Origin of the sequence: Leptothermofonsia sp. ETS-13 (assembly GCF_049200465.1) — a bacterium.
Classification (GTDB): domain Bacteria; phylum Cyanobacteriota; class Cyanobacteriia; order Leptolyngbyales; family Leptolyngbyaceae; genus Leptothermofonsia.
The window spans coordinates 1,348,775-1,374,574 of record NZ_CP120836.1; the positions used below are offsets into that span (position 1 = coordinate 1,348,775).

A 25,800-nucleotide genomic window follows, 5' to 3' on the forward strand; every position below is an offset into this window, starting at 1 on the left:
CCTAATTAATAACCAGGTAGGTGAACGATGGTTGCTCAACCTGAACAATGGAAAATTAATGCCCTGAACCTGCCCTGGCATACTCCCCCACTGAGCCTCCTGAACGGTCAGCAGCAGCTTCAACTTAGACAACTGGCTGAAGTCAAGACTTTCACAACCGGAGAAATTCTCTGGTCTAGCCAGAACCCCAGCTGTCAATTCCTGATCCTCGCCGGACGAGTGAGATTGGTGCAGGAACCTGGAAAATCGACACTGGAGCCCGGAAAAAAAGAACTGCTGAAATCGGGAGATTGGCTCGGTGACTGTCTCAACCTGTCCGGTCGTTGGAAAGCTAGAGCTGCCAGCAAAGAAGTGGTTGTTGTGCTGTGGCATTCAGAACTGTGGAAAGCCGCAGAAACTCCTGAATTGCAGGAATTTTGGGAATCCCTGCGCTGGAAATATCAACCCTTTGATCTCAACCAGGCCCATCCGGTTCAGGGCTACCCCTATATCTTCAACCTGAATACGGTTGCTGCTTGTCTGGCAATGGTGACTCAACAGTTGAAAACACCAGTTCCCTTGCCACAGGTGCAGCGTCAGGTGCGAGGGCAAACGCCGACCAGTCTGGTGGAAGCTGCAGAGACGATTGGTTTGCAACTGCACCATACTCAACGCCTCTGCTGGGCAGGTCTGGAACAATTATCGTTTCCGGCGTTACTGCATTGGGAACAAGACCATTGGGTGGTGGTGTATGACGTGCAGGGAGATCGCATGATAATCGCCGACCCCCTGAATCCCCCCAAACGCTGTGAAAGCCTGCCCCGCGCTCTGGTAGAAACCGCCTGGGATGGTCAACTCTGGCTGGTGCAACCCTCTCGTAAAGCAGAATCCTTTAACCTGCGCTGGTTTTTACCTGCTGTGTGGCAGTACCGCAGATTGCTGGGTGAAGTATTGCTGGCATCGCTGGTGTTGCAGTTACTGGGACTGGCAACTCCAATGCTGACCCAGGTTGTGATTGACAAAGTGGTGGTTCACCATAGCCTCTCGACCTTGCACGTAATGGCGATCGCCCTCCTGCTGGTGGGTATTTTTGAAGCCGTTCTCGGCATCCTACGGCTTTTTCTGTTTACTCATACCGCCCGCCGTCTGGATCTGGGGTTGTCATCCCAATTGTTCCGGCATTTGTTGGAGTTACCCCTGGCCTATTTTGAGGCGCGACGGGTCGGTGACACCGTGGCGCGGGTGCAGGAGTTGGAAAATATTCGCCAGTTTTTGACGGGAACTGCTCTCACCGTTGTCATCGATGCAGTGTTCACAATCGTCTATCTGGCACTTATGTTCTTTTACAGTCCCAAACTGACCGGGGTGAGTCTGGTCGTCGTACCCGGTTTTGTGGCACTGATGTGGATCTGCACTCCCATCCTGCGGAACTGGCTCAACGAATCCTTCAATCGCCATGCTGATAGTCAATCCTTTTTAGTTGAAACGGTGTCCGGTATTCATGCGGTGAAAGCCCATGCGGCCCAGTTGCCAGTCCGTGAGCGGTGGGAAGGGCTATTTGCCCGCTACGTCCGTTCAAACTTTCGGGCATCCACCCTGTCGAATGTGGATGGTCACCTGGGCGAATTATTGACCCATCTTTCGGAGCTGTTGATTTTGTGGGTCGGTGCAACCCTGGTGATTGAAGGAAAGTTGACGGTCGGGCAGTTGGTTGCATTCCAAATGTTGAGCGAACGTTGCATTTCGCCGCTACTTCATCTGGCACAACTCTGGCAGAACTTTCAGCAGGTGTTGCTCTCGGTAGATCGGATTGGTGACATTTTGAACGAAGCTCCCGAAGCAGCCGCAGAAACTGGATTGGTGCTGCCTCCTGTGCAGGGAAGCATCACATTTGAACAGGTTATTTTCCGCTACCAGGCCAAGGATGAGGCGGTCTTAAAAGGCATTTCCTTTGCGGTGGAGCCTGGCATGTTTGTGGGCATTGTGGGGCGCAGTGGCTCTGGTAAAAGCACATTGTCAAAACTGATTCAGCGCATGTATCAACCAGAGGCAGGTCGCGTGTTGATTGACGGATTCGACATTAAAGGTGCAAATCTGGTGTCCCTCCGCAAACAAACGAGCATTGTCTTGCAGGATGATTACCTCTTCAGTGGTTCGGTGATGGATAACATCACGCTGGGTGATGCCGATATTTGCCCGGAACAGGTGGTCGAAGCAGCTCAAATGGCGGCGGCTCACGACTTCATTTCCGAACTTTCCCACGGCTATGAAACCTACATCGGTGAGCGGGGCACCGGGTTATCCGGTGGACAACGGCAACGGCTGGCACTCTCTCGTCTGTTTCTTTCCAATGCGCCGATTCTGATTCTGGATGAAGCCACCAGTGCCCTTGACAGCGAAACCGAACGGAAGGTGATGCAAAATTTGCAAAAAGTGAGGGGCGATCGCACCTGTTTGATGATTACGCATCGCTTCAGCCCCCTCAAGCATGCCGATCTCATTCTCGTGTTGGAAAAAGGAGTGCTGGTAGAACAGGGCACCCACGAAGAACTGTTGCAACGAAAAGGCGCGTACTGGGTGTTGTATCAGCAGCAACAGGCAGCCATTTAGGTCTCGTAAATAAACACTTTACTGATTTTCAAGGGAAATCATCATGAGAACTAATCATTCTTCCGCTCATCAGCAATCTGCTAGCTTTCAACCACCATCGGCATTTCGTCAAATGCCATTTGTCCAGCAACATTTGGGACAACCGATCGCCCACAGCAGTTCCACAACAAATCTCAATTCGGGCAGTTCAAATCACCTTTCTGGTGTACTCAATCGAATTGGCAACTGGATCAGCGGTCGGACCGGTCAGGGCTCCCAATCTGGACAGCGAAATGGAATCAATTTGCAAAACGCCAATGTCGAATTCACGGCTAAACCGAATTCAATTGAACTGGATATTGAAACACCCAAGCAAAAGGGTGGAAAGCGATCGCTCGATATCGATCTCAACGTTGAGGGCATTGGCACCAATAACCTGTCCCAATTAACCGGAGCATTAGAGGGTGTCAATGGACTGGTATCCAATGCCGTGGGACAAACGAATGTATCCAGTAAACCCAATCAGCCATCCTCTCAGCCAGCACGCCTCCAAACGGCTCAGGGAATCAACAATCGACTCGATGGAGCCACGATTGAGCTGGATGTAAAACCCAATTCGGTACATTTCGATCTGGAAACGCCAAAGGCACAGACAGGGCAGCAACTGCTCGATGTCGATGTGGATTTGCAAGGAGTGGGTACCCGTAACCTGTCCAGACTAACGGGAGCAATCAGTGGCATCAACGATTTGGTATCTGGCTTGTTGCAACAAAACAGCCAAAATCCACTCAAAGTCGATCTGGATGTATCCGTTAATCAATCATCCAGACCCCAAAAGCCCTCTGCATCAGGAATCTCTTCCTCTCGCCCGAGGCGGTTTTCAACTCGCTTTACAAATCCTGCTGGAAAACCACCCAGACCCCGCTCTGGCAGACAACAACAGTCCTCCCAACGTCCTTTGAACTTGCGTCCAACCCCCGGTTTACCCGATTAGCATCCGCCATGAGTGCATCCAGCCTCCCCTCCAGCTAATCGTCCGCAAAGCAGGCTGAATCCAACCACATCACCTTACAAAATCAGGAAATTCATCATGCTCAAGAACTCATTTCGCCAGCTCGCCCTGGTCACTGTCATGGCTTTAACGCCAATCAATATGGCAGTTTTGAACTCTGAAGTTCATGCCAGCTCGTTACCGCGATCGCTCACCTCATCCAATTCATCAAAACTGACAGGCATACCGATTGCCCAACGTTATTCGGGCTCTTTGCCAAACGGTACAAACATCATTCCACCCCAGAATTTTCAGGGTCGTGGCACATTAAAAGTAATCAATGGAACTGGCTACGATGCAATCATCAAACTGATCGATAAAGCATCTGGAAGAGTACAACGATTCGTCTATGTACAGGCCAATCAGGAAGTAACCCTCAAACAAATTGGTTTCTGTGATTGCACATTAAAGTTCAGCATTGGCACCAATTGGAATCCAAATACACAGCGATTCTCCCAGAGCCGCCTGTATTCCCAATTTCGAGAGTCGCTAAATTTCGGGGAAATCAGAACGCCTGCTGGCGTGAGGTGGATGAACTACACAGCTACATTGCATCCCGTGAAAGGTGGCACAGCCCGAACAGTCCCCATCAGCGAACGTGATTTTTAGTCTCAACCAGTGGTTAGCCAGTGGGCGATCGCACTTCTCACTGGCTAACGCTTCTCTAGCCTGTTTGCTAAACCTGTTTCACTGAGTATTCAGGAGATTGCTCATGACCCGTGAACATCCATACACCCATCAACAAAATACAGCCAGCTTTCAACCGCGATCGCCACTGCGTCAACCGTTTAACCCAAATGGTTGGAACCAACCGACTTCCCATAGCACCTCCACTCCTCATGTGGCTTTTTCCGATTCTAATTGGTTAAATCCAGCAAACCCCAATCACAGTTTCTTTAGCTCAGAATTGGAGCACGAAACCGAAACAGCACAGCCAACGCCACCGCAATGGAGTTTTGTTGGAAATGACATTGCAGAAGTGCAAGGAAATAGCCCATTTTCCAGTAGATCTTCAGGGCAGTCGTTTAACACTGATCTAGCATCACCCCTGCTGAACGAATCGGGACAACTGGCACAAGTCACGAACAATGACTCTTCCTTTCAAGCCAGTAACTCGACGGATCAAACTAATGACATTGCCTGGGAAGGAGGTCGTGCAGTCGCCGCAGGATTAGGCTTCATCGAACCAGGAAGGTGGTTGGCAGAGAGGGCAGCCACCCGAATTGATCAATTCAGAACAGCCCGGTTGGAAAATAGAGTCAGTGCGATCGCCAACGGTATTGTTCACAGGCTGGAAGCGGCTCCGGATCAACTAGATCTAATCAGGAGAGTTGATGCAGCCAGGCAACAGTATCCAGGCACCGGACAACAAGGTTGGCGGGAATTTGTTAGCAGGCAGACCGATCCTCAGGTTCGAGAAGTCCTCAGCCAATTCCCTGAACGAGAACGTATCAGACGTATAAAAGCTTTGCAGGAGCTCAGAAAGGCTATAAGGGAAGGTTCACCACTGCGAGGCTCAAGAACTAGAAGATTATTCAGCGAACTGGTACGTGGTACCCGACCAGCTTCTACCGAAACATTTCGAGGAGGGGCAATTGCTCTGGCTGAGGGCAGCACAAGACCATTCCGCAGTGGAATAGTGACTGATCCCAGATTGGTAAGGCGAGCCCTGGTAATTAGTCGATTAACTGGATTCAATCCCAGGGCAATGGGTGGTCAAGATACCAATATCAGGAATAGAGGATTCTTGTTTAGAGTACTTGGAGCAGGTGAACAAGACACCCATGCAGAACCAAAGACATTCGCATCTCGTCTATTTCGCTCTCCCAGGCTAGTTGCTGTAAGTCAGGCAGTATGCCGTCCTTCTCCTTTCTCTGGAGGATGTGGGCAAAATACTCGAGGTAGAGCAACTCTTACTCGAAGCGATCGCTTTATCGTCGCTCCAGAGGGTCGCAACAGGCTGAGCCAGTATGTACCAGCCAGACTAGAACACTACCGCGCGGATGGGCGGATGCGGACTATACCACTCTCCTCATTGCTCAGCATGACCCCACAGCAGCGAAGCGCATACGCAAGAACCTCTGCACAGGAGAGCGTGAGAAATCGTAGAGCAGAGTCCTGGTCACGACAAATTTCAGAACGATTAAGGGACACGCGAAGTCAAGGAACAAGCCCCTTCAGAAATAACTCCAGAGCGCAACCACCGCAGACCCCACGAACCAGTGCGACTCAGGCACGAACGGGTGGCACCCGCCAATCCCGCCCCCCTCGAAGTCAATCTGGAGGACAGGCACCTCGCTCAGGGGGGACTCAGGCACGAACGGGTGGCACCCGCCCATCCCGTCCCCCTGGAGGCACCGCTAGAACACAACCACCGCAAGCACTGCGAACAGGAAGTGGTCAACGACGAACGAGCGGAAGTGGTAATCCTCGCCCACCTGGCAGTGGAGGTAATGCTCCACATCGCCGCCCTCCTGCACAAGAGCAACCGAGAACCACAGCCAGAGCTTCTGGGCAAACGCCAGGCGGAAGAGGCAATTCGCCAAGAGCCAGCTCAGGTGGAGCTAGTGCTGCTATGCGGGGAGTAAGACGTTTAGGGATTGCGGGTCAGGTTGTTGGATTGGGTATGGATGCTGTAGACATTAAGCGTGCGGTAGACAGAGATGGTGGAAGGTTTGGAACCAATGCGAAACGAACAACCACCAGAGTAGCGGGAGGGTTAGCTGGTGGTGCAGCCGGAGCCGCAGCGGGGGCCGCGATCGGAGCCGCATTTGGGGGAGTTGGAGCTGTCCCAGGAGCGGCGATCGGTTTTGCCCTGGGTACAGTTGGCAGCATTGGCGGTTCTAGATTAGGAGACGCGTTAGGGAGAAGGCTCTTCAGGTAATGCCAAAACGTAGGTGTAGGGTAGACAATGCTCACCTGATTGAATCATCGAACAGGCTTGCACAAGAATCCCTTAATTTCAAGGAGAAATGGCAATGATCAGCAACGAAATCACCAACGCCAATTTACCCGATGAAGATGAAGCAATTATCACTTCTGTTCAACTTCAGCAAACAAAGCATCAATTTGGCATCAATAGCTTCAAAGAGTATCTGGCTTATGAATTGGGAATTGCGATCGAAGCTCCGCCGCCCTGGGTTGCTCGTGCCCTGGTCGGTGCTCTGAGTTTGCTGGTGTTTGGCACGATTACCTGGTCGGCGGTAAGCAAGGTAGATGTTGTGGCTACGGCTTCTGGAGAACTTCTTCCTTTCAGTCGGGTCACACCTGTTCAGGCATTGGGAGGGGGATTGTTGCAGGAAATCAAAGTTAAAGAGGGAGATTATGTTCGAAAAGGCGACCCCCTGGTGAAGCTGAACCCGACCCTTTCTGAGGCAGAATTTCAGCGGTTACGAGCCTTGGTTCAGTTGAAGCGAGAACAATTGACCCGCTTAGAAGCCGAACGAAGCGGTCAATCTCAAACCAATAGTCCATTACAGAATGAACTGCTTTCGGCGCGAGCCAAAGAAGCCCGTGCCAGAGTTAATCGCCAATCGAGTGTTGTCAAAGTAGCTCAGGCAGCACTGAGACGGGTGCAAATTCACCTTTCCCTGGCAGATACAAAGCGGCAAAGTCTGGGCATGCTGTTTCACAATGGTGCCATTCCCCGGATCGATTATCTGGAAGCCCAAACTGAATTTGCCTCCCTTCAAGAAGAGTACGTTGCCAAAGAACAGGAGATCGCTCAAGCAAAAGAGGAACTCAAACAACTGGAAGCTACGCAGCGCAGCGAAATTTTGACCCAATTAACTCAGGAGCAACAGGATCTAGCTAACCTGGAAGGGCAGCTTGCCCAGGCAAAGGAGCAGCGCGATCGCGACACCATCACAGCCCCCGTCAGCGGAACAGTCTACAACGTTAAAATTGCCAAAACAGGTGCCACCTTACAACCCGGAGAAGAACTGTTATCCATTGCTCCAGGGGGAGAAGAACTGATAGTAGAAGCCAAGGTCTTGAATCGGGATATTGGCTTTGTCAAGCCTGGCATGCCGGTCAAAGTCAAGATCGAATCTTTTCCCTATCAGGAATTTGGCATTTTGAGTGGAACCATAGAACGAGTCAGCGCCAATTCAGTCAATCATCAGCAAGAGGGATTGGTCTTCCCCGCCCGAATTCGGTTAAAACAGCATTCAGTTCGGGTACGGGGCGGCGAGGTACCATTGACTCCTGGTATGGCAGTCACTGCCGAAATTGTCACCCAGCAAAGAACCGTTCTCTCCTTCATTCTTGAACCCATCACTACGGGTTTGGATAAAGCGTTCTCGGTACGCTAATGCAAACAGCAGATCATTACCCCATCACTCCACCACCCATTCACCCGAAACTGGGCAGTTAGGCCAGTTGGAGGGTTCGAACCCAGAATTTGACAGAAGAGGACTATGGGTTTCAACCGGGCGCACGATATAAGCAACATGCATTGGATATCCTTGAGCGTAAATAGCATCAATGCATTTAAGCGCGATTTCCTGGTTTTTGCAGGAGCGAAGCACCCGCTCTTGTCCGTTTGGATACCGAATGCAGATTTGCCAGACCATAGTCACCTCATCTGAGCAGCTAGAGAAGTGAGCGTGATCACTTCATAAAATATTCATAGTCACATCCTAAAATTCACATGGAAACTTTGTACTCCGTATATCTTGTGAATTACCTCGCTGGAACAGTTACACAATTTGCACATTGGATTCATGAATGAAACCGTTGTTTTCCTAAGCTGGCTGATAACGGTGAAGTTGTGCGGCGGCACCTCAAACACCCTCCGATAATCTCTGTTCCGTCCGCACCAACGCAGTGTTAGATATCGCTTCGTCGAATTGGAAGTTTACGAACATGCACAGAATCATCGCTAATAGTAATTGCCGCACCTTCTGTCAGTTCCATTTCCACAGTAGGTAAAACATCTAGAAGCCTTTGAGCAACTACATCAGGTTTGGCAGAAGACAATCGTAATGTAATCAAACTGGACGGTCCATAAATTACTGAGAGCCACCAACACGGAGAAATCTAAGTATTGTGTTAAAACAACTTTGCCTTCTACTCTGGCAAACTCCAAAATATCTGTATCGGTAGCGGTCGCGGGTAACAAGTCTGTAGTGCGTACTATGTCGTAGCCCTGTGACCTTAAAGCTGCAACGGTCAAAGGAGAAATATGAACGTCAGCGAGAAAACTCAGACTACTCATGCTGAAGTAAAGCTAACAATGCGATCGGATACAGCCTAAGCTGCATAATTAAGAGCCTGACGAAGATCCTCTTCCTCTAATTCCGGGTAAGCCTCTAGAACTTCCTGAACAGATAACTGACTAGCCAGCAGTTTCAGGACAAATCCCACAGTGATACGCATTCCCCGAATAGTTGGCTGCCCAAGACACACTTGTGGATTAACAGTAATACGATCTAGGTTGCTATTACCCAGCGGCATAACAACACATAGCTGTCATGAGGTCAGAGGCTTGCCCGTATAGTTCCACTCGAAAGGTTTGGCCATGGTGCGATTGAAGTAGTCGATGAAGTCAAGAATCTTGGCGCTGAGCTGAGCTTGACTAGTGAAACTGGTCCGTCGCAGCAACTTGCGCCTGAGAATGGAGAACCAGATTTGGATTGGGTTGAGCCAGGAGCAATGCTTTGGGGTGAAATGTATGACCAGGCGGTGCTGTGGATTGCTCAAGAAAGCAGCCCGGGTGGCCATCGATTTCAGGATGCCGGATTTGCCTTTGCGCCCTAACGGCGGTGGTTCGGGTTCCAGGGCGACCGCCAGTGGCACCAGAGCTACCGATTGGTGGGTGTTGAGACAGTCCATGACCAGATGAATTTTAGGGGCATCGGTGACTTGGGCGAGTAGGGCGTCGAGATGAGCCGCTAAATCTTGCTCGGTTCGGGTGTCGCCCACAGTCGCCTGGTCAATGCGTCCAGTGGCGACATTCAAGGTGGCAATCAGGCTTTGGGGGCCATGACGCTGGTACTCAAATTCCACCCGCACACAGCGTCCGGGTTTCATCTCAATATCCGGCATCACGCGCTCCAAGGCTTGGATGCCCGTCATTTCATCAAGACTGTAGGTCATCTCCCCACGTTCGGCCCGCGCAGCCACTTGTTCGTAGACCTGGCAGATGTCTTGGACTTTGGTGGCAAAGTCCGGGTCGGGGGGGGATGAAGCCAGTAGGGACTCTGGTACGGTTTCAGTTCGGCTTCGGCTAACAAACGCCCGACAGGGCGACCACTGATCCGCGCCACAAGGCCTTGTTTGACCAGTTCATCGGCTAACTCTGGAGGGGTCCAGTGACTGATGGGGCGTCCAGAGTGCTCGGGCGGGGTACAAGCGAGGGCATAGAGTTGAGTGATTTGCTCCAAGGTAAACGTGGCGGGGGCACCGGGACGGGGGGCATCGGCTAAGCGCTCCGACACTGGCAACTCACAGGTCTGTAGCGCTTGCCAGCGCCGCCGCCAACAGCGATTCATCTGCTCCCCGATGCCGAGCTCTCGAGCAATCTGACCTTGGCTGTCTCCCTGGCTGGCACGCAGAATGATCTGCGCTCGCAATGCCAGTTGTTGGGGTGTACTCGGTCGCTTCACCAACTGCTCTAGTTCGCGACGCTCGGATTCACTCACAATCAGGGCGGGAAGGGCAGGACCAGGCATCAGACTCAATTCTCCAACACCGACTCCTTCAGGATATGCCCATTTCCGCCGCGCGGTACTAGGCACAATTAAATTGATGAGTACTTTTAAATGATGAGTACTTTCCTCATGGTCAGTCTGTTTGCCGATGATTTCAATGATGCTTGTCCTTTTGCTTATCAGTAGTTTGCACAACATCCTTGGTGGAACAATCAAAGCGGTTGGAAGCACTTACTGAATAACCTGCGATTGACCACTCAACCGTGGATTCGTTTCAACTATAAGCAGGTTGTCTTGGGTCATTAGTAGCTAGTCCTGAATAACCTGTGAAATGCCCCCAATTTTCGGACAGGAGGCTAAGAGTAGTATCCTTGTTCTTGAGAGGGGCAATTATGGCAGCAAAGCGTCGTCAATACAGCGCAGAATTCAAAGCAAAAGTCGTCCTGCAAGTGCTCAGTGGCGAGAAAACATCGAGCGATTTGTGTCGAGCGCACAAATTGAACGCGAATGTACTGAACCGCTGGCGCAAAGAATTTCTGGAACAAGCACCGAGCATTTTTGAGCGGGGTGAAGCGGGCAGTGAGCAGGAACAGAAGATCGCTGAGCTAGAGCGACTGGTGGGACAGTTGACGGTACAGCTTGAGATTGCAAAAAAAGCATCGAGTTACTTGAGCCTGGACAAAAACGGGAGGCGGTAATGCACTTCAGCCAGACGTATCCCATTGCAACAGTATGTGAGGTGTTGAACTACCCGCGCAGTCAGGTCTACTACGAACCACAGCCTGCAAAAGACGAAATCGAGATCAAAACTGCCATCGTCAAGCTCTGTGGGCAACACCCAACATATGGCTATCGTCGCATCACCGCAATGCTGAAACGACAGGGACATGAGGTCAACCACAAGCGGGTAGCTCGATTGATGCGGGAGTTAGGATTGGCGGGCGAACCTCCGGTCAAGCGAAAACGCACCACCAACAGCAACCACGAATTCAAGCGGTATCCCAACCTGGTAATGAATTTAGCGATCGAGCGACCGGATCAGGTTTGGGTGGGAGATATTACATACATCAGGCTGCAACAGGAGTTTGTGTATTTGGCTGTGTTGATGGATGTGTTTACGCGCAACATTCGGGGTTGGCATTTGGCAAGAAGCATGGATGTGAGCTTAACGATCACTGCCTTGAACAAGGGGCTAGTGAGGGACGACCGGAAATCCATCATACCGATCAGGGCGTGCAGTATGCGGCAAACGAGTATGTAAGATTGCTGCAACAGCACGGGGTTAAGCTAAGCATGGCGGAAGTGGGGCAGGCATGGCAGAACGGGTATGCAGAGCGACTGATGAGAACGATCAAAGAGGAAGAAGTTGACTTGTCAGAGTATCGCAATTTCACAGAAGCGTATGAACAGATTGAGCAGTTTTTGAGAATGTATATATGAACAAGAGAATACATTCGTCATTAGGATATCTAACACCAGATGAATATGAAAAGAGATGGCATGAACAACAAAAGAAGAATGTGATATAAAAGAAAAAACTTCCTTAAAGTCTTCGATCTTCTGTCCGAATCTAAGGGTTCACTTCACTGCGATTGACCATTCAACCGTGGATTTGTTTCAACTGGTGCAAATTTTCACTAACCTGGACAGGTAATTCTCACTTAAGTTCTCGACACCCTTGACTACACTACACTGGTGCTCACAATGCGAGTATAGGGGATGGGCAAAGCAAACCAACAAGGAGGATTATTGCGGATGGCAGCCAAGCCCTCGCCTGCTTATCCCTTTGTCTTCGAACACTGAAAGCATGCCGCAGTGAACGTCGATTATCCCATTGAGGTTGAGCACCACTATGATTCCGTGCCTTACACGCTGGTGACTCAGGCGGTACAGGTCAAAGTGAGTGAGCAGTTGGCTGAGGGGTTTCACCAGCACCAGCGGATGGCCGCTCATGAACATTCTCGTATCCGCTATCGTCACACCACTGTGCCCGAACCCATGCCACCAGAGCATTTGGCGTACAAGCAATAGGCAAAAGAACGCTTTTTAGCTTGGACAGAACGGATTGGAGCGCACACCAAAGCTCAGGTGCAAGCCATCTTTAATAGCAAAGCGCATGAAGAACAAGCGTTTCACAGCCTCAAAGGACTGCAACGCCTATCCCAACGCTATCCCTCTTGCTGACTAGAATCTGCCTGCCGTCGTGCCAATGCTTTTGGGTTGGTGGAGTTATGTCGCATTCGCACCATTTTAGAAACCCAACTCGACTAGGCTCCTCTAAGCGAACTGGTTCTACCGTTTGCGGTAACGCAACATCCCAATGTCCGAGGCTCCCAGTATTATCGCTAATCCTATCGTTCATAAATCCATCTACTGTTGAACAACTCAAAACCCTCCGCTTGAGCGGCATGCTTGAAGCCTGGAGTAAACAACACTCGACTCCGACCTACCATGACCTCAGTTTTGATGAACGCTTCTCTCTGCTGGTTGAACAGGAACATTATCGGCGTGCCCAGCAACGCCTGCAGCACCGCCTCAAGCAAGCCCAACTGTTCACGACCGTATTCGGTTTTGCTGTCAAGACTGTTTTGAGGGGTTGAAACCCTCAAAACACCCTGTAAATGGATTTTATAGATTTGAGCTACCCTTCAAATCTACCCTGACGGACTACTAGCCAGCTTCGGTCTACTCATTCTTGATGATTGGTTGAGAGACCCACTGTTTCCGCAAGACGCTCGTGACCTGCTTGACCTGTTAGCTTTGCGTTATCGCAAAGCCTCGTCTTTATTTGCCACCCAACTTCCAGTCAACCATTAGCATCAGCAGATTCAAGACCCGACCTTAGCCGATGCCATTCTCGACCGCATTGTGCATGACTCACTCTGCTTGGTTCTCAAAGGCGAGTCGATGCGTCAACTCACCAGTAAAATTCAGCCGTAACTGGAGAGTGCTTAATGCGTTCTCAATCGAAAGTTTTGTTTCGATTTGGGTAATTGACGTTAGTGTTGATGCGATCTCACACACCATTATTTCTATGGATTCACACCTGCCGAAGTTGGATGAGATTAGGGTGCCGAAGTTAGTGTGAATACCCTGCCGAAGTTGTGAAAATACAGCAGAAGTTGAATTTAAGCAATTGATGCACCAGATGAATCAGTTTGTTTGTCCACTTGTGCATTGGCTCAACTTACAACTCATCTTTTCATCCCCCTAGAATGACCAAAGAGGGGTATAGCCCTTTTCAAGGGTGTGAGGTACAGTGAGGGTGCAAAGCACCCTCACTGTACCTCACACCCCCATACCTCATTCAAATGAAAACCGCTATAGCAGCATGAATGAAACTAGAGAATCAGGAATTAGAAGCCAGAAGCCAGAAGGGGGAAGGGGCGAAAATTGTCCTCGTTCCGCCAGTAAAAGCGATAAATGGATAGACAGGACATCGCCCATCTATCCATTTCCTATCCATAGCAGTCCTAAATCAGTAATCAGTCGTGAGATTGAGAGGCTCTGTAAGAGAATCCTTTCTCAATCAATATAGTCCATAATTGGGCTCAGGACAGCGAACTATGTCCAAGCTGGCACACGACGAACGTAGTAGTGGATTAGTGTTGCAATAAATTTTGCAACATCGGGGTTTGGGGGCTCCGTCCCTAAGTAGGGGTGAAACCTCTGCACCCCCAACAAAACTTTCGTTTTGCTGTACTAGTAACCTGTGCCTCGGCTGGCGATAATGTCACCTTCTATACTAGCGGAACCTGCAGCAGGGCCACTGGCCTCCTTAACAAATCCGGCATAGGCTTCCATCCCGTGCTCGCCAATATCCAGACCCAGCAGTTCCTCTTCTTCAGAAACTCGGATACCCAAAATAGCCTTGAGTATTACCCAGAAAATGCTGGTCAGAATAACAGTAAACGCACCAACCGCAACGACTCCAACAAACTGAATCCACAGTTGGTTAATGCCACCACCTGCAAACAGACCAGCCGCAGGACCAGCACTATAAAGAGCACCTTGCGCTTCACTTGGACCGACTGCAAACAAACCGACTGCCAGCGTTCCCCAGATACCACAAACGAGGTGAACAGAGGTTGCACCGACTGGATCATCAATCTTGATCCGGTCAAAGAAGCCAACAGAGAAGACAATCAGGATACCAGCGACCAGACCAATAATGGCAGAAGCAGGAACAGTCACAAATGCACAGGGAGCTGTAATTCCAACCAATCCAGCCAGAATCCCATTAATGATCATTGACAAGTCAGGCTTGCCCAGTACTAACCAGGCCGTAATGGTTGCAGCCAGGCCACCAAAGGCAGCTGCTGTATTGGTTGTAATGGCAATGTGAGCTATCAAAGAGCCATCGCCGACAGCCATTGTAGAGCCAGGGTTGAACCCAAACCAGCCCAACCACAGAATCAAACAGCCCAAGGTTGCAATGCTCATATTGTGAGCAGGTAAAGCGTTAGGAGAACCATCGGCGTTGTATTTACCAAGCCGGGGACCCAGGAAAGCAGCTCCTGTTAAGGCAGCCCAGCCACCTACAGAGTGAACCACCGTAGAACCTGCGAAGTCCCAAAATCCAAAGTCTGCCAACCAACCCGCACCCCAGATCCAGTGTCCGGTGATGGGATAGGCTATCCCCACCAGTAGCAAGCTGAAGATCAGGAAGTCGATAAACTTGATTCGCTCAGCAACTGCACCGGAAACGATGGTTGCTGCCGTTCCGGCAAACACCAGTTGGAAGAAGAATTTAGCCAGTAGAGGAACCCCTGCCCAGCTAATTGGGCCAAAGATTCCTTGGTAAGCGTCTCCCGTGGTGGGGCTATTGTCTGCGCCTGCAAGGAAGAATCCACCAGTACCGATAAAGTTGTTGCCCTCACTGAACATCAGGCCAAAACCAAGCACCCAGAAAGCGATAGTCGAAAGAGCAAATACAATCAGGTTCTTAGAAAGAACGTTAACGGCATTTTTCTGACGACAGAACCCAGTTTCTAACATACAAAAACCGGCATTCATGAAGAACACCAGCATGCCAGCAATCAGAACCCATAGTGTATCGAGTCCGACCTTAAGAGTTTCCGTCGTTGCGGCAACATCTTCAAGTTTGGGCGCATCCTGGGCAGTGGCAGCAAAGCCCCAACCCAAAACAATCAACAGAGCCAGGGGAATGCAAGCCTGCCAGCCAGGTGCCAGCCTTCTGGCGTACCAATCGGGGTTCAGCCACTGGTTGTTCCACTTAAACTGGTTGTTCCACTTAAAATTGCTAAGCTTCAGGTTCAAGCGATCCAACCTTAGGGAAGGCTTGCGCCTTCTACGTTTTGTTTGCTTCTTAAGCATCAGTTTAGACATCATTCCGGACATTCCTCAGTGAACGAACGTTTCAATGGGTCATGGGGGCTGTCATTAATAAACATTGAAAGTATACGCCCCAGGTGCCTGTACGTAGTCCTGGGAACTAAGGCTCTGAGAGTCACCGGAGGGCAATCTGCCAGATCAGTCTCAGCTAGTTTTCTACGGTTGGGCAATGGGGAGAATACAGAGGTGAAGTATCTAAAGATTCCATCAATTCTGACGAATCTAATTCTGTATCAAAGGATACATTATTTTGCTTTTTGCAGTGGATGCAGAAAGTGGAATCAAGAAACTTTCAAGGCAGCAAAAAAACTTTACTTAGGCTCAGGGGGCCAGGTAAGAAGCGTCGTAATTCTCAGGAAAAATTGCAGTCGATTGACAGGAGTATCCCGTTATAGTATTTTTGTACTATCCGCTTCATCACTCCTTAAGCGAAAGCCCCCAAAAGACCTCCTGGGGGCTATTTTTTTATTTTTTCTAAGTAGATATAGCCTTAATTAACTGTAAGAAGGGGGAGTGGGGCTATGTCCCCAGGTAGTAGGTTTCACCCCCTCCACCCCCGAAATCATCCTCAGTTTGATCTACTAGTACCGCGCGGCGGAAATGGGCATATCCTGAAGGAGTCGGTGTTGGAGAATTGAGTCTGATGCCTGGTCCTGCCCTTCCCGCCCTGATTGTGAGTGAATCCGAGCGTCGCGAACTAGAGCGGTTGGTGAAGCGACCGAGTACACCCCAACAACTGGCATTGCGAGCGCAGATCATTCTGCGTGCCAGCCAGGGAGACAGCCAAGGTCAGATTGCTCGAGAGCTCGGCATCGGGGAGCAGATGAATCGCTGTTGGCGGCGGCGCTGGCAAGCGCTACAGACCTGTGAGTTGCCAGTGTCGGAGCGCTTAGCCGATGCCCCCCGTCCCGGTGCCCCGCCACGTTTACCTTGGAGCAAATCACTCAACTCTATGCCCTCGCATGTGCCCCGCCCGAGCACTCTGGACGCCCCATCAGTCACTGGACCCTCCAGAGTTAGCCGATGAACTGGTCAAACAAGCGCCTTGTGGCGCGGATCAGTGGTCGCCCTGTCGGGCGTTTGTTAGCCGAAGCCGAACTGAAACCGTACCAGAGTCCCTACTGGCTTCATCCCCGACCCGGACTTTGCCACCAAAGTCCAAGACATCTGCCAGGTCTACGAATGCGGCTGCGCGGGCCGAACGTGGGGAGATGACCTACAGTCTTGATGAAATGACGGGCATCCAAGCCTTGGAGCGCGTGATACCGGATATTGAGATGAAACCCGGACGCTGTGTGCGGGTGGAATTTGAGTACCAGCGTCATGGCACCCAAAGCCTGATTGCCACCTTGAATGTCGCCACTGGACGCATTGACCAGGCGACTGTGGGCGACACCCGAACCGAGCAAGATTTAGCGGCTCATCTCGACACCCTACTCGCCCAAGTCACCGATGCCCCTAAAATTCATCTGGTCATGGACTGTCTCAACACCCACCAATCGGTAGCTCTGGTGCCACTGGCGGTCGCCCTGGAACCCGAACCACCGCCGTTAGGGCGCAAAGGCAAATCCGGCATCCTGAAATCGATGGCCACCCGGGCTGCTTTCTTGAGCAATCCACAGCACCGCCTGGTCATACATTTCACCCCAAAGCATTGCTCCTGGCTCAACCCAATCCAAATCTGGTTCTCCATTCTCAGGCGCAAGTGGCTGCGACGGGCCAGTTTCACTAGTCAAGCTCAGCTCAGCGCCAAGATTCTTGACTTCATCGACTACTTCAATCGCACCATGGCCAAACCTTTCGAGTGGAACTATACGGGCAAGCCTCTGACCTCATGACAGCTATGTGTTGTTATGCCGCTGGGTAATAGTCAAAAATAGATCTGTCCTGGGTGTGTCCCGGAAACACTGTTCTAACTCCTTGAACTCTTGATTCCCTATAACTCCCTATTTCAAGGAAATCAAATGTAGGCCAGGTTAACACTGGCATATTTCATGCAGGTACTGGGTTTTGTCCCTTAACCCAGCCAACAAATCGGGAAAGCGTTAACCGGTGATTTGAATGATTCTTCAAGCATTCCATTTCACATTTGTTGCTTTTATGAGCGAATAGCAGAAGCAGTAGTTTCCCCAGGCAATAGCTGTTAAATTGTCTGAGGACGTTAAATTGTCTGAGGCCGTAAGTAAAACGCGGTTCGCGTGATACCGATAAGGAGAAATCTGGCATGATGTTTGACTGCATTGTGGTAGGAGCCGGTCCCGCTGGGGCAAGCGCTGCGTACCATCTGGCTAAGCGTGGGCGCTCGGTGCTCATTCTAGAAAAGCAGGCTCTACCTCGTTACAAACCTTGCAGTGGAGGAGTTTCTCCTGCGATCGCCCAATGGTTTGACTTCGACTTTTCCCCTGCCATTGACCTCAAGGTTGAAAATGTCCGCTACACCTGGAAACTAGAAGATCCAGTCAATGCCCGGCTGCAAACCTCAGAACCGATGTGGATGGTGCGGCGCGATGTGTTTGATCACTTCTTAGTCCAGCAGGCTCAGAAGCAAGGAGCCGAACTCCGGGATAATACCGAAGCTACAGGAATTGAGTTTAAAAACGATAGCTGGCAGGTCAACACGGTCAATGGCCCCGTAACCGGACGTTATGTGATTGCCGCCGATGGAGCCAAGGGGCCGACCCGCAAATGGCTGGGCTTCAAAGAGGCAAAACATCGTCTGGGAGCCTCCTTAGAAGCAACCATGTCCAGTGTAGATCCCGCCAATGTTCACTTTGAGTTTGGCATGGTGAAAAACGGCTACATCTGGAATTTTCCCAAGTCAAACGGATATTCTCTGGGGGTGGCAACATTTCGAGGCGGCGAGCCCACAGACCTACAAAAATTGCTCGCCGAGTATGCCCAAAAATTTGGGATGGATATAAAGACAAACCAGCAGTTTCTTCATCCCATTTGCCTGTGGGATGGGAATCAGAAACTGCACACGCAAAGTGCAGTGCTTGCTGGAGAAGCGGCCTGTGTCGCGGATCCCTTTACAGCAGAAGGCATTCGTCCCTCCATGTTTACTGGGGTAAAGGCGGCAGAAGCGATCGATCAGGCACTGGCTGGGAACCTGAATGCACTGGAAGCTTACAGCCAGGTAATCAACGACGAGTGGGGCACAGATATGGTCTGGGCCCAGCGGCTGGCAGGGCTGTTCTACCGGATTCCTGGAGTTGGCTACAAGATGGGAGTGAAGCGCCCCGCCGCCACTGAGCGGATTGGACAAATCCTCTGTGGAGAATTGCGCTACGCCGATGTCGCCAATGCTGCCATCAAAAAACTGGGCGGTGGACTGATCCCAGGTATGGGTTAGTGTTCTGCCAGGAAAATTCTGACGGGTTGCAGACCTCATTACCCTGTCCCCTCAAAACTGGCAGCTTATTTCTGCTAGCATGCACCAGAAGTTGACTATTGCGTAAACACGAAGGGGAGTGATTCACACCGTCGTTTTCATCCTGACACTTGGTACACGCTACATCATAGCTGTCGCCAGGTTGTTTAGGATCATGGATTTAATAACACCGCATTCTTTGTAATAACACCGCCTTCTTTGAGTGAACTGACCTCTCCCCCAACCCCCCCCGATTGCTATCCATTAGGCACCAGTACGTAGAAGTGTTACAGGATATGGATTAGAGGAATCGGATGTGAGAGTCTAATGGCAAGCTGTTGAACTATTTGGAGCGGAGACCGATGCAAGATTGGGCACGCTAAGAGATTAAAAGCCATCCCTTTTGCGATTTTCGGCATGGGCAACGCCTGCGAGAAATCGTGCGTCGTTTCGCCCAACATCCAACTGAGAGTGTGCCGCAAGCGAGTACGAGTGCATCTGAGAGTCAAAGTATCTATCGGTTTTGGGCTAACAAGCGGGTGAAGCCAGAGCAGATTTTAGCGAGTCATCGAGTCAGTGTGGTGGAGCGAGCCAACGGGCAGGCGGTGGTGTTGGCGATTCAGGACACGACAGATTTAGACTTCAGCGGGTTGAAGCAAACCAGTGGATTAGGCTTTATCCATCAGAGCCAGCAACAGGGCATTAAAGTGCATAGCTGCTTTGCCGTCAGTGGTGGCGGTGAACCGTTGGGGCTACTGCACCAGCACACCTGGACACGCAACGAGCGTTCTGGCAAGCGGAACGAGCGGCGGAAAAAGGCCACCTGTGACAAGGAAAGTGGACGCTGGCTCGACACGCTTAGAGCGGCGGAAGTGGGCATCGACGAGTCCATGTGTTTGGTCCATGTGGGCGACCGAGAAGCCGATATTTACGACCTGTTTGTCCAGCCCCGACGCGCTCATAGCCACTTGCTGATTCGCGCTGAGCATAATCGCAAAGTGCAGCACGAGTTGGACTATTTGATTCCCACGCTCGAACAAGCGCCCATCCTGGGACAACAAACAATAGACCTCGAGCGTAATCCCGAACGCCCCGCGCGACGGGCAACCTTAACCCTACGGGGAATGCAAGTGACCATTGCGGTGCCCCGTCCTCACAAAGGGCCCAACCAGTGTCAGCCTGTCACCCTCAATGTGTTACGCGTCGAAGAAGCGAGTGTCCCAACCGAGGGTAAGCCTATTCGTTGGTTACTGCTCACGCCCCTACCGATTGACAGCCTCGAGCAGGCTTGGCGGTGTGTGCGTTGGTACAGCCTGAGATGGTTGATTGAGCGATTTCATTTCACCCTCAAAAGCGGCTGTCGGATTGAAGCCTTGCAACTGGAAACCGCACAGCGCTTGCTCAATGCCTTGGCGACTTACTCAATCGTGGCCTGGCGCTTAATGAGGCTGGTCTACCGCGCTAGACTCTGCCCGGATGACTCCTGTGAAAGAGTCTTACAGCCAGTTGAATGGAAATTGTTGCGCCGCAAGTTTGAACCCCAAAATCGCTCCAAAAAGCCGCCAACGATTCGTCAAGCCGTACGCTGGATTGCTCAACTCGGAGGTTTTCTAGCTCGTACGGCAGATGGTGAGCCGGGCTTGAAAAGGTTGTGGCGAGGGCTTGGAGTATTGCATCACTTACTCCAAGGAGCACAACTTGCGGCTAAAGCCTAAGCTTGATCAAGCTTCCGCTCACTTTTGCGTAATGGATAGCTCCGAGTCGGAGAGGGGTGCCAAAGGCGGGGTGAGGTTTTCGGAGTTATTTAACTCTCATTCCTTAGGACATTGGCTTTAAGGGGGGTGTGGGGACCTCGCCCTCAGCCAGGGGTTCCAACCCTGTACCCCGTCCTAAGCTTGGTAGCTATAGATATAACTCTGCAAAGTTCCTCGGGTAAAGTACTGGTTTTTACCCTAAAAACACGGGTTAATACCCAGTGGCTTTGGGAATCCTAGTGATTACACAACCGTCTGTATTTAGGATCACCGTTGCAATGCAAGCTCCCCCACCTGGCAACCTTCAGGTCAAGTCAGAATCGATGCCAGTGCAATTGATACCTGTGGCAGAGCCTTCATCTGTTGACAAAGCACAGATGTGTGAACTTCAGTGGCAGAGGGAACGAGCACATCTAATTAGCAAAATGACCGGCAGGATTCACCAATCCCAGGATTTACAAGAAATCCTGGATACAGCCGTGGCAGATGTGCGCCACTTTCTTCAGACTGATCGCGTTATCATTCTACGGTTTGAGCCGAATTGGAGTGGAGTAATCGTGGTGGAGTCAGTCGGCGAGGGGTGGCTCCCCATCCTGGGAACAATTATCAAAGACCCCTGCTTTGAAAAAAGCTATGAGAATGGGGGAATCGCAAAGTTTAGTCGAGTCATTGAGGATATTAACACCGCAGGGTTAACTCGGTGCCATGTCGATTTGCTGACACAGTACCAGGTTAGAGCCAATCTGGTGCTGCCTATTATTCAGGCAGGAGACAGGCTCTGGGGGGTGTTAATTGCCCACCATTGTAGAGAACCCCGGAAGTGGCAACCCCTGGAGGTGGAACTGCTACAAGAACTGGTGACTCAGGTGGCAATCGCCATTCAGCAGTCAGAACTTTATCAGCAAGTGCAGCGGTTAAATACCAATCTGGAACAGCAGATTCGGGAACGAACCCGGCAACTGGAGCAATCCCTGGACTTTGCCGCCGTATTGAAGCGAATCACTGATCGGATCCGTGATTCCCTGGATGAGCACCAAATTTTGCAAACAGCAGTACGGGAGTTAGTCAGCGTTCTCAAAGTAGACTACTGCTGTGCAGCTCTCTACAACTCTGATCGAACAGATGCAACGATTCAATGCGAATTTACCCATGCGGAATTAGGCTCTGCGATCGGGCAGACGTTAGCAGTGGCAGACACTCCCAGGGTTCACTATCGCCTCTTGTCTGGTCAGCATTTTGAAGCTTACGAAAATGGTCGGATTGCCTATTTGCAGACGGCTGAAACAGGTGACATGGCCTGTCCACCTCTATTTGATCGCTTTGCTGCCAAGCTCCTTTGCCCCATTTTCCTTGACCCCGCCTCCTGCAAACCCATGAAAGACAGCAACCCCAACTCCTGTGGCATTGAACCGGGAGCCATTGGCTATCTGGCAGTCATTGACCAGACTTACCATATCTTTAGTGATACTGAAGTCGAACTGGTTAAACAAGTGGCAAACCAGTGTGCGATCGCTATTCGCCAGGCCAGACTGTACGAAGCTTCTCAATCACAGGTGGAAGCCCTGGAAAAACTCAATCAGCTTAAAGATGACTTCCTCAGCACCATATCCCACGAACTTCGGACACCCTTAGCAGGCATGAAAATGGCGATCCAGATGCTAGAGGTGTCTCTCAAAAAGCATTCCATCCTATCTAAGAAAACCTTCGATTACTTGAAGATCCTGCATGACCTGTGTGAGCGGGAAATTGAGCTCATCAACGATTTGCTCAGCCTACAGCAATTAGAATCGGGCGACCAACCTCTCAACCCCGCAGAAGTTCAGCTCCAGCCCTGGTTGACTCAATGGCTACAATCCCTGCAAAAACAGACTCAGTTTCAGCAAAGAATTCTCCAGATCGAGTACGCTTCCCAACTACCTCTACTCATTTGTGATATTCCCAGTCTGGAGCGAATCTTGCTGGAACTGCTGAACAATGCCTGCAAACACAGCGATTCTGGATCTCCAATCCAGCTAAAGGTGTGGGCAGAAGGAGAAGCCTTCTTTTTGAGTGTCTGCAACTCTGGCTCGGATATCCCTACCAATGAACTGTCTCGCATATTTGACAAATTCTACCGCATCCCCAGAAACGATCCCTGGAAGCAAGGAGGGACTGGCCTGGGTTTGGCCTTAGTGCAACAGTTGGTCAATCGTCTGAAGGGTTCAATTCAAGCCACCAGTGCTTCTGGACAGACTTGCTTCACAGTTAAGTTACCCCTTCAGCCAAGGTAGGGAGCGGGGCACATAACCAGCATCGCCACTACTGCCCACTATTCCCATGGGCTTGAGGATCGGTATAGTGCTGTGGCACGACTGCTTATAGCAATGGCCACCAGGCTTAGGACGGGGTGCAGGGATGAAACCCCCTGCCTGGAGGCACGGCCCCCACTTCCCCCTTTACCAATTAATTATGACTACCTACTTACTTTTTATAAGTAGGCGCTAAGGAGCTAAAGCATTACCCCGCAATAAACTGCCAATGGTTTTTGCCGTTACCTTGAGCTGTACCAGTGGGTTCATCGGAACCACAGTTTTATAGAGGTAGCTGTCGAATGTGAGTTTCTGGACATCAATGTCAGAACACATTTCAACAAACGCTTCACGAGTGGCATCAGATCGGTAAAACACCCGTTGCAGGATGTCAAGCACCAGATAGGTTGTGCCATATTTCTTATCCCACCGCTTCAAATAGACCTTCAGGTCATCTTCGGTGGGGATGCGCTCACCCTTGTTTGTCAGTTCCACAATGGTTTCAGCACACATACGACCTGACTTGGCTGCAAAGTAGATACCTTCACCAGAGGACTTGGTGACTGTTCCAGCCGCATCACCAACCAGTGCGACGCGACCAACTACCCGGCGTGGCCGAGGATGTTCGGGAATGGGGTGGGCTTCTACCCGAATAATCTTGCCACCTCTGAGTTTGGCTGCGGCACGGGCGCGAATTCCAGCCTGGAGTTCTTTAATGCGAGATTGGTTCGGCTTCATGGTGCCAGTCCCTACGGCCACATGGTCGTATTTTGGGAAAACCCAGGCGTAGAAATCTGGCGAAACGTCATCACCCACATACATTTCGGCCAGTTCTTCGTAGTACGCCATCTTGTCTTCTGGTAGACGAATGCGCTCCTGGAAGGCGATCGCGTAGTTATAATCCCCCGCATCAATGGCCTTCGCAACCCGCGAGTTTGCTCCGTCTGCCCCAATCACCACATCCACCTGTAAGGTTTTGTTTTCTCCCTCAAGACTGCCATTTGAATGATCCGCATAGTGGAGAGTGTAGGGAGCTCTATCGTTACTGGGAATCTCCAGCTTGTGCATCGTGCCGTTGATCACTTTGGTACCAAACAGAGCAGCGCGATCGCGCAAAAAACCATCCAGCACTTCTCGACGACACATGCCAATATATTCGTCATCCTTCAGCGTGCTACCAATATCCACCTCCACATTGGAAGGTGAAATCATTTTCATCTTGCGGACACGTCGATCAATAATTTCAGGCGGCAAATCAAACTCGCTTACCATGCAAAGCGGAATGGCACCACCGCAGGGCTTCACGTTGTCTAACTTACGCTCAAATAAAAAGGTTTCAATACCAGCTTTTGCCAGAACTTCAGCGGTAGAGGAACCCGCTGGACCTCCACCCACAACAGCAACCCGTAGTGCCAAAGGTTTTTCTCCTAATCTTTCAGACGCTACGAGAAAGCATCCTACCACGGACTTTTTACAGACCTGAGCCCGACAGGTCAAGATCCTGGCAAGTTGAAATAGAGCTTAACAATTGGAGTAATAGAGCTTAATAAAAGAGCAGGGGGGAAGGGAGGGGTGGATGGGTGAGGGGGTGGATGGGTGAGGGGGTGATAGGGGGGTAGGGTGAAGATCAGTTGTTAGTCGTTGGTTATTAGTTGTTAGAGGGGGTGAGGGGTGATGAAGTGATTGTTCTTTACATCGAGTACTCCATCACACCCCCACTCCCCACTCCCCTACTCCAACCCTCACTCCCCACTCATCCACTCCCCTTCTGGTTCCTGACTCCTCCCCTAGCTCCTACCTCACAGGTGACGGAATGCGATCAGGAATGATTTGAGGGCGACCTGGAGGAACGGTTTCAGGGCTGGTTCCTGGTGGAGTTTCGGTAGTTCCGCTGGTTCCATCAGGGGATGGTTGGACAGGCGTGGTGGTGGGGGCGGGAGATTGGGGCGGGGCAGCAGAGGGAATGGAAGGGGTAGAGACTGGAGGGACAGCAGCGGGAGGAGCAGCAGCGGGAGGAGGAGTTGTTGCCGTGGTGGAAGGGCTGGGGGGTGAAGCCAAGCAGATTCTTCGCATTACTGTAGTAGGTTGCCCAGCGGCGGGTATCAGGGAGTTTGCTCCATTGGGTGCGGGTCACTTCCAGGGAAAGAATTGGCACAATTCTGGAGAGGTGTTCAGCGGAGATAACAATGTGAACATTAGTCACTAGAATATCTCGATCAAAACTACGCTGAGCAGCGGCTCTGGCAACGGCTTCTGCCCGACGGGTCAATGCTTCAAAGGTTTCCTCAGGTTGGACTTCGAGGGAAACTGCAAGGCGACCAGTATAGGCATGTACAGCAGGGGGTGCGATCGCCCCCATCAACCACCATCCCCCGGTCAAACTCAGGATGATGGCACAACCCATTGACGCTGTTTTTTGCCGCAGCCAACCCAGTTGTCGGTACCGGGGTAACAGATAGGAAGGAGTGGTAGGGATTGCGATCTGCCCTGAAGTTGAAGTCTTTCTAGACTGAAAAACAATTGGTGTGCCACTTTGAAATGAATCGAGGTGCTGCATATCTCTGACTCCTTTCGTGCGGGTAGGCGTTACTGAAAGCGGGATGATTTGAAACGAAATTTCAATCATCCAGCATGTTTTTCATTCCCAGGATCAGCAATGCCCGTGTAGGTAGAGCGAATGGGGGCAGGTTGGCTAATCAAAAGGGGTGTCTCTATCTTGCACTCAACTGAGCAATCTGGCTCATCTTGCTAGAACATGGGG

The 25,800-nt window shown here is 50.9% G+C and carries 21 protein-coding genes and 2 pseudogenes; 16 read left to right on the forward strand and 7 right to left on the reverse strand.

What is annotated here, in order from left to right:
- Nucleotides 1–27: 27 nt before the first annotated feature.
- The 5 genes from P4D80_RS06110 to P4D80_RS06130 all read left to right on the forward strand — a co-directional run bounded on the left by P4D80_RS06110 (nt 28) and on the right by P4D80_RS06130 (nt 7,932).
- A complete protein-coding gene (locus P4D80_RS06110) occupies nt 28–2,589 on the forward strand; it encodes a peptidase domain-containing ABC transporter (RefSeq protein WP_421658063.1) in 2,562 nt (853 codons plus the stop codon).
- Between the two features lie 43 nt (nt 2,590–2,632).
- A complete protein-coding gene (locus tag P4D80_RS06115; RefSeq protein ID WP_421658065.1) occupies nt 2,633–3,562 on the forward strand; it encodes a hypothetical protein in 930 nt (309 codons plus the stop codon).
- Between the two features lie 96 nt (nt 3,563–3,658).
- A complete protein-coding gene (locus tag P4D80_RS06120; RefSeq protein WP_421658066.1) occupies nt 3,659–4,228 on the forward strand; it encodes a hypothetical protein in 570 nt (189 codons plus the stop codon).
- 103 nt (nt 4,229–4,331) lie between these two features.
- The gene (locus tag P4D80_RS06125; RefSeq protein WP_421658067.1) at nt 4,332–6,503 is read left to right on the forward strand and encodes a hypothetical protein; all 2,172 of its coding nucleotides are present in this window, start codon (nt 4,332–4,334) and stop codon (nt 6,501–6,503) included.
- 94 nt (nt 6,504–6,597) lie between these two features.
- Entirely contained in the window at nt 6,598–7,932 is a 1,335-nt protein-coding gene (locus P4D80_RS06130; protein ID WP_421658068.1) for an HlyD family type I secretion periplasmic adaptor subunit, read from the forward strand.
- Between the two features lie 647 nt (nt 7,933–8,579).
- Here the strand turns inward: P4D80_RS06130 and P4D80_RS06135 are convergent.
- The 4 genes from P4D80_RS06135 to P4D80_RS06150 are packed head-to-tail and all read right to left on the reverse strand — an operon-like array spanning nt 8,580 to nt 10,359.
- A complete protein-coding gene (locus P4D80_RS06135; RefSeq protein WP_421658069.1) occupies nt 8,580–8,837 on the reverse strand; it encodes a DUF5615 family PIN-like protein in 258 nt (85 codons plus the stop codon).
- Nucleotides 8,838–8,872: 35 nt separating this feature from the next.
- On the reverse strand, nt 8,873–9,076 hold the full coding sequence (locus P4D80_RS06140; protein ID WP_421658070.1) for a DUF433 domain-containing protein: 204 nt from the start codon (nt 9,074–9,076) through the stop codon (nt 8,873–8,875).
- A 15-nt stretch (nt 9,077–9,091) separates the two neighbouring features.
- Nucleotides 9,092–9,718, reverse strand: coding sequence for a transposase (locus P4D80_RS06145; RefSeq protein ID WP_421658071.1), 627 nt, complete (start codon nt 9,716–9,718; stop codon nt 9,092–9,094).
- Nucleotides 9,715–10,359 (reverse strand): helix-turn-helix domain-containing protein, encoded by a 645-nt coding sequence (locus tag P4D80_RS06150; protein WP_421658072.1) that lies wholly within the window; start codon nt 10,357–10,359, stop codon nt 9,715–9,717. The genes P4D80_RS06145 and P4D80_RS06150 overlap by 4 nt, the downstream gene beginning before the upstream one ends.
- A gap of 24 nt (nt 10,360–10,383) precedes the next feature.
- Between P4D80_RS06150 and P4D80_RS06155 the strand changes: the two are divergent.
- From P4D80_RS06155 to P4D80_RS06175, 5 genes and pseudogenes are all read left to right on the forward strand, one after another.
- Nucleotides 10,384–10,551: pseudogene (locus tag P4D80_RS06155) on the forward strand (IS701 family transposase); the annotation flags it as partial.
- Between the two features lie 113 nt (nt 10,552–10,664).
- Nucleotides 10,665–11,801 (forward strand): annotated as a pseudogene (locus tag P4D80_RS06160) (IS3 family transposase).
- A 286-nt stretch (nt 11,802–12,087) separates the two neighbouring features.
- Nucleotides 12,088–12,303, forward strand: coding sequence for a hypothetical protein (locus tag P4D80_RS06165; RefSeq protein WP_421658073.1), 216 nt, complete (start codon nt 12,088–12,090; stop codon nt 12,301–12,303).
- A 377-nt stretch (nt 12,304–12,680) separates the two neighbouring features.
- On the forward strand, nt 12,681–12,872 hold the full coding sequence (locus P4D80_RS06170) for an ATP-binding protein (RefSeq protein WP_421658074.1): 192 nt from the start codon (nt 12,681–12,683) through the stop codon (nt 12,870–12,872).
- 268 nt (nt 12,873–13,140) lie between these two features.
- On the forward strand, nt 13,141–13,212 hold the full coding sequence (locus P4D80_RS06175) for a hypothetical protein (protein ID WP_421659493.1): 72 nt from the start codon (nt 13,141–13,143) through the stop codon (nt 13,210–13,212).
- A 762-nt stretch (nt 13,213–13,974) separates the two neighbouring features.
- On the opposite strand, the gene P4D80_RS06180 is transcribed toward P4D80_RS06175, so the two are convergent.
- Entirely contained in the window at nt 13,975–15,624 is a 1,650-nt protein-coding gene (locus P4D80_RS06180) for an ammonium transporter (RefSeq protein ID WP_421658076.1), read from the reverse strand.
- Nucleotides 15,625–16,270: 646 nt separating this feature from the next.
- Here P4D80_RS06180 and P4D80_RS06185 point away from each other — a divergent pair.
- The 6 genes from P4D80_RS06185 to P4D80_RS06210 all read left to right on the forward strand — a co-directional run bounded on the left by P4D80_RS06185 (nt 16,271) and on the right by P4D80_RS06210 (nt 23,021).
- Entirely contained in the window at nt 16,271–16,654 is a 384-nt protein-coding gene (locus tag P4D80_RS06185; RefSeq protein ID WP_421658077.1) for a helix-turn-helix domain-containing protein, read from the forward strand.
- A complete protein-coding gene (locus P4D80_RS06190) occupies nt 16,651–16,842 on the forward strand; it encodes a hypothetical protein (protein ID WP_421658078.1) in 192 nt (63 codons plus the stop codon). Before P4D80_RS06185 ends, P4D80_RS06190 begins: the two co-directional genes overlap by 4 nt.
- Nucleotides 16,839–17,465: a transposase gene (locus P4D80_RS06195; protein ID WP_421658079.1), complete on the forward strand. Its 627-nt coding sequence runs from the start codon at nt 16,839–16,841 to the stop codon at nt 17,463–17,465. Before P4D80_RS06190 ends, P4D80_RS06195 begins: the two co-directional genes overlap by 4 nt.
- 386 nt (nt 17,466–17,851) lie before the next feature.
- On the forward strand, nt 17,852–18,979 hold the full coding sequence (locus P4D80_RS06200; RefSeq protein WP_421658080.1) for a geranylgeranyl reductase family protein: 1,128 nt from the start codon (nt 17,852–17,854) through the stop codon (nt 18,977–18,979).
- Between the two features lie 404 nt (nt 18,980–19,383).
- Nucleotides 19,384–20,712, forward strand: a complete 1,329-nt coding sequence (locus P4D80_RS06205) for an IS4 family transposase (protein WP_421659494.1) — start codon at nt 19,384–19,386, stop codon at nt 20,710–20,712.
- Between the two features lie 317 nt (nt 20,713–21,029).
- Complete coding sequence (locus P4D80_RS06210; protein WP_421658081.1) at nt 21,030–23,021, forward strand: GAF domain-containing sensor histidine kinase; 1,992 nt, start codon at nt 21,030–21,032, stop codon at nt 23,019–23,021.
- A gap of 210 nt (nt 23,022–23,231) precedes the next feature.
- Here the strand turns inward: P4D80_RS06210 and chlP are convergent, their stop codons facing one another.
- Together chlP and P4D80_RS06220 are read right to left on the reverse strand one after the other, a co-directional pair.
- Nucleotides 23,232–24,455 (reverse strand): geranylgeranyl reductase, encoded by a 1,224-nt coding sequence (gene chlP, locus P4D80_RS06215; RefSeq protein ID WP_421658082.1) that lies wholly within the window; start codon nt 24,453–24,455, stop codon nt 23,232–23,234.
- 484 nt (nt 24,456–24,939) lie between these two features.
- Complete coding sequence (locus P4D80_RS06220) at nt 24,940–25,665, reverse strand: hypothetical protein (RefSeq protein WP_421658083.1); 726 nt, start codon at nt 25,663–25,665, stop codon at nt 24,940–24,942.
- Nucleotides 25,666–25,800 lie beyond the last annotated feature (135 nt).